The following is a 2939-nucleotide window of genomic DNA, read 5'->3' as shown; positions in this document are numbered from 1 at the left end:
GGTGCCAAGCAATGTCAGGACGCAAATGCATTCGAGTCACAGCCCCTTTCAAGGCAGACTCCACCTGTATCGCTCGGCGTTTGTTGACCAATGCGTGCCCCCTAGTCCAGTTGCTGACGTGTGCAGCAGACACGCCGAGCAGCGAGGCCAGTTCATTCTGGCCACCGAGCAGGTTGCACGCATACTTGATGGTTGCCTGACAGGCCATCGCCGTCACGCATGGAGGGGTTTTGGTATCCATGTGCAAATACTAAGCAGAACTTGATTTTGTGTAAAGCCCGAAATCAAGAAAAACTAAATTCTTCTGGAGTTACCACTATGCCGCGCCCAACGACTGACCCAATGATTGGTGATCGCATCCTCATGGCCATCAAGGCATCAGGCCGCACGCAGCGCGATGTCGCACAGGCCATAGGCATGTCGCCAGCGGCAATCAACAGCGCAATCAAGACCGGCTCGATCAGCTCGTCGAACCTGTTGACGCTGTCCAAAGAACTCGGCCGGTCGATGGAGTGGTTTTTAACCGGGGAAGATGTTGCCGAAGTGGCCGTGCCGATGCAGATACGCCAGCAGATAGCTGCGCTGGTCGAGCTGTTTTGCTCGCGCAAGATTGATGCGGCCCGCATTGACGAGGTAATCGGCTTGGCAGCCAGCGCAGCGCCGGGCCACACCATCCGCGAATCGGCGGTGCATTACGAAATAGAGCCTGTGGTCACTCAGCTTGAGCGGATGTTGCAGCGCCGCACGCTACAGCCTGATATGGTTGACTCGATCGCATCGATGCTGCGGGCCTTCGAGCGAGGCATGCATCTGCCGCCGGCAGATGTGAAGCAGCGCCTGGAGCGGGCCAATGCCTCCCTTGCGAATACCGGAGCGCCGGAGCTGGCCAGCGTTAACTGGCGCGGGAAGCGCCAAGCGACTTGAGCGCGCGCAGGATGTCACGGATTGCGTCGATCTGATCCTGAGTCGTCTTGCCATCTGCATATAGCTCAATCAGTGCAGTGACCAACGGCTCTACCTCTATAGGGATATCCATTTGCACGTTTGATGCCGGGCAGCGAGGCGTCAGCAAATTTGCGGCCGACACGCCAAGCGCATCGGCCACTGCATCAAGTTTTTCGAGTGTTCGACCCGCGCTTCCTGGCCCGTCCTGCAGCATTGCGCTGATCGTGGATTGCGCTACGCCGGATTTTCTCGACAGCGCGCTTTGCGTCTTTAGCGTATTCGAACGCGCCATCAGAGCGCGTAGGTTGTCTGCCAGTGTTGTTTTGATGTCCGAGCGTCCCATGCTCGGATTGTCCCAGTGCCGTCTATCGGATTGCGCTTATATTCTATCGGTTTTCAGATAGCATGCTCGGCTAAACTACGCGACGATCGCTGAAATTCCTTTATTTTCCGCCTGTTACATCAGGCATTGCCATACTTTTGATGCTTTGCGACTAGAACCACTTCAAATTTACTCAGCGCCCAATTTTCGCGGCTTTACGGCTCCACTCTTTGGTTTTTCGGCCTGCGTTTCGCAAGGCGAGATCGACGACGGCGCGGGCAAAGTACACCAGTGCTACATTAAAGCCTATCCGACTGCTGGCGATCGCCTGGTCGGCGAGATATTGCTTTGGGGTCTGTCTCGCTTGCGTGGCCTTGATGCGCCCGATTGGGCCTGTCTGGTGCTCGTACCGGCCTCGGCGCTTGCCGAGGTATGGGACTTCGATTGGGAAGGGGTGTGGGGCGACTTCGTTCCGTGCTTTGCGACATCCTCGCTGATCGGAGATGCGCCACCATCTGCGCGCCGTCCTTATCCGTCCAAAACCAAGCTCCGCAAGTGGGTTCAGGTTGATGAGGCCATTGCTTTGATGGAGTGGTTGGCAAACTCAGACGCCAACAAAAGCAACTTGGTGTATATACCAATGTCATCTTCCGCAGTGCGATTCGGTATAATCGATGGCGGTGGATGTCTTTGTCTGTCAGAAGATCGGCCGACGTTGACGATTGAAGGCTTAGAAGCATTGCTGCCAACATCGCCAACGTGTCAGGTCTATAACAAGCTTTCAGCCGCAACATACGGCGCCGCACCGAATAACGCGGCAATCAAAAGAATAGCCAGCGCCGCGCAGCAACATCTAGCAGTGCTTGAGCAGGCAGAGGAGTTTTTAACAAAGGAGCTGACCCGGATACTTGAGGACGGCGGTCTGGTCTATAACCTGATCCGCACCTTGAAGAATCGGGCGCAACTACCTTGGCTGCCGGGAGCTATTCATGCCAACCGAAAAGAATTTGCGCTTAGTTGATCGACTGCTTGCCGGGGTTGATCCTGATCGTATCGCGCCTGAAGGCTGTCGCGGTGTTCGCTGGGGCATCTCATTGCGCGGCGTGCCGACAAGTCTGGAGCAGGGCGCTGTAGGCGTCGCTGTGCGAGTAGACAGCGGCAACGGCTATCCTCCTGGCACCATTTTGTACCGTTTCGCCGACCTTGAGCCGCTCAAGATGCAGTATTCCGAATTGACCATTGATGACTGGATCGAGGTTATCAATGACGCCAAAGAGGTAATGGATCAGGGCGACGATGAAAGCCCTGCGCCGTCAATGTTGATCTACGGCCCAAAGCTCGCCTGGCATTACCCTACACCTTTGGCCGCCCTAGAGAATATGTGGGATGCCCACGTCAATTTTTTCCGTGGGCCAGACGACAAGCCAATGACTTCGGGCGGCAATGCGGAAAACCCGCGACCGTTTGCCGGCGTACTCGCAGCGCTTGGCGAAGGCGTTCTCGGCAGTGTGAAACTGCAAGAGCTGCAGGATATGCTGCTTATCACGAAGGACGAGCGAACAGCAGCCATCATACATCCGTCCGATGACAGGCTAGACCGCGACGAGGCGACCAAGTTGGCGCTAATCGATCTGTCAATTCGCACCGACAGCACAGACGCAGCTGCTTTTGT

5 protein-coding genes are annotated in these 2939 nt (G+C 56.0%); 3 read left to right on the top strand and 2 right to left on the bottom strand.

Annotated features, from left to right (window positions below; genetic code table 11):
* A partial coding sequence (locus ACE3OH_RS19315; protein ID WP_374357028.1) for a YdaS family helix-turn-helix protein occupies positions 1-241 on the bottom strand: 241 nt, incomplete at its 3' end.
* Between the two features lie 101 nt (positions 242-342).
* On the opposite strand from ACE3OH_RS19315, the gene ACE3OH_RS19310 reads away from it, so the two are divergent.
* Positions 343-924, top strand: a complete 582-nt coding sequence (locus ACE3OH_RS19310) for a helix-turn-helix domain-containing protein (RefSeq protein WP_374357026.1) — start codon at positions 343-345, stop codon at positions 922-924.
* On the opposite strand, the gene ACE3OH_RS19305 is transcribed toward ACE3OH_RS19310, so the two are convergent.
* On the bottom strand, positions 893-1288 hold the full coding sequence (locus ACE3OH_RS19305; protein ID WP_374357024.1) for a helix-turn-helix domain-containing protein: 396 nt from the start codon (positions 1286-1288) through the stop codon (positions 893-895). The genes ACE3OH_RS19310 and ACE3OH_RS19305 overlap by 32 nt on opposite strands.
* 145 nt (positions 1289-1433) lie before the next feature.
* Here ACE3OH_RS19305 and ACE3OH_RS19300 point away from each other — a divergent pair, with 145 nt between their 5' ends.
* Positions 1434-2288 carry a hypothetical protein gene (locus ACE3OH_RS19300; protein ID WP_374357022.1) on the top strand — a complete coding sequence of 285 codons (855 nt, stop codon included), beginning with the start codon at positions 1434-1436 and terminating at the stop codon, positions 2286-2288.
* Positions 2257-2939: hypothetical protein (locus ACE3OH_RS19295; protein WP_374357020.1), on the top strand; the 683-nt coding region annotated here is incomplete at its 3' end. The genes ACE3OH_RS19300 and ACE3OH_RS19295, both read left to right, overlap by 32 nt.

It is taken from the genome of Chitinimonas sp. (genome assembly GCF_041904975.1).
Classification (GTDB): Bacteria; Pseudomonadota; Gammaproteobacteria; order Burkholderiales; family Chitinimonadaceae; genus Chitinimonas.
Note: the sequence above shows the minus strand (reverse complement) of the source record. Positions and strands in the feature narration are given on the sequence as shown.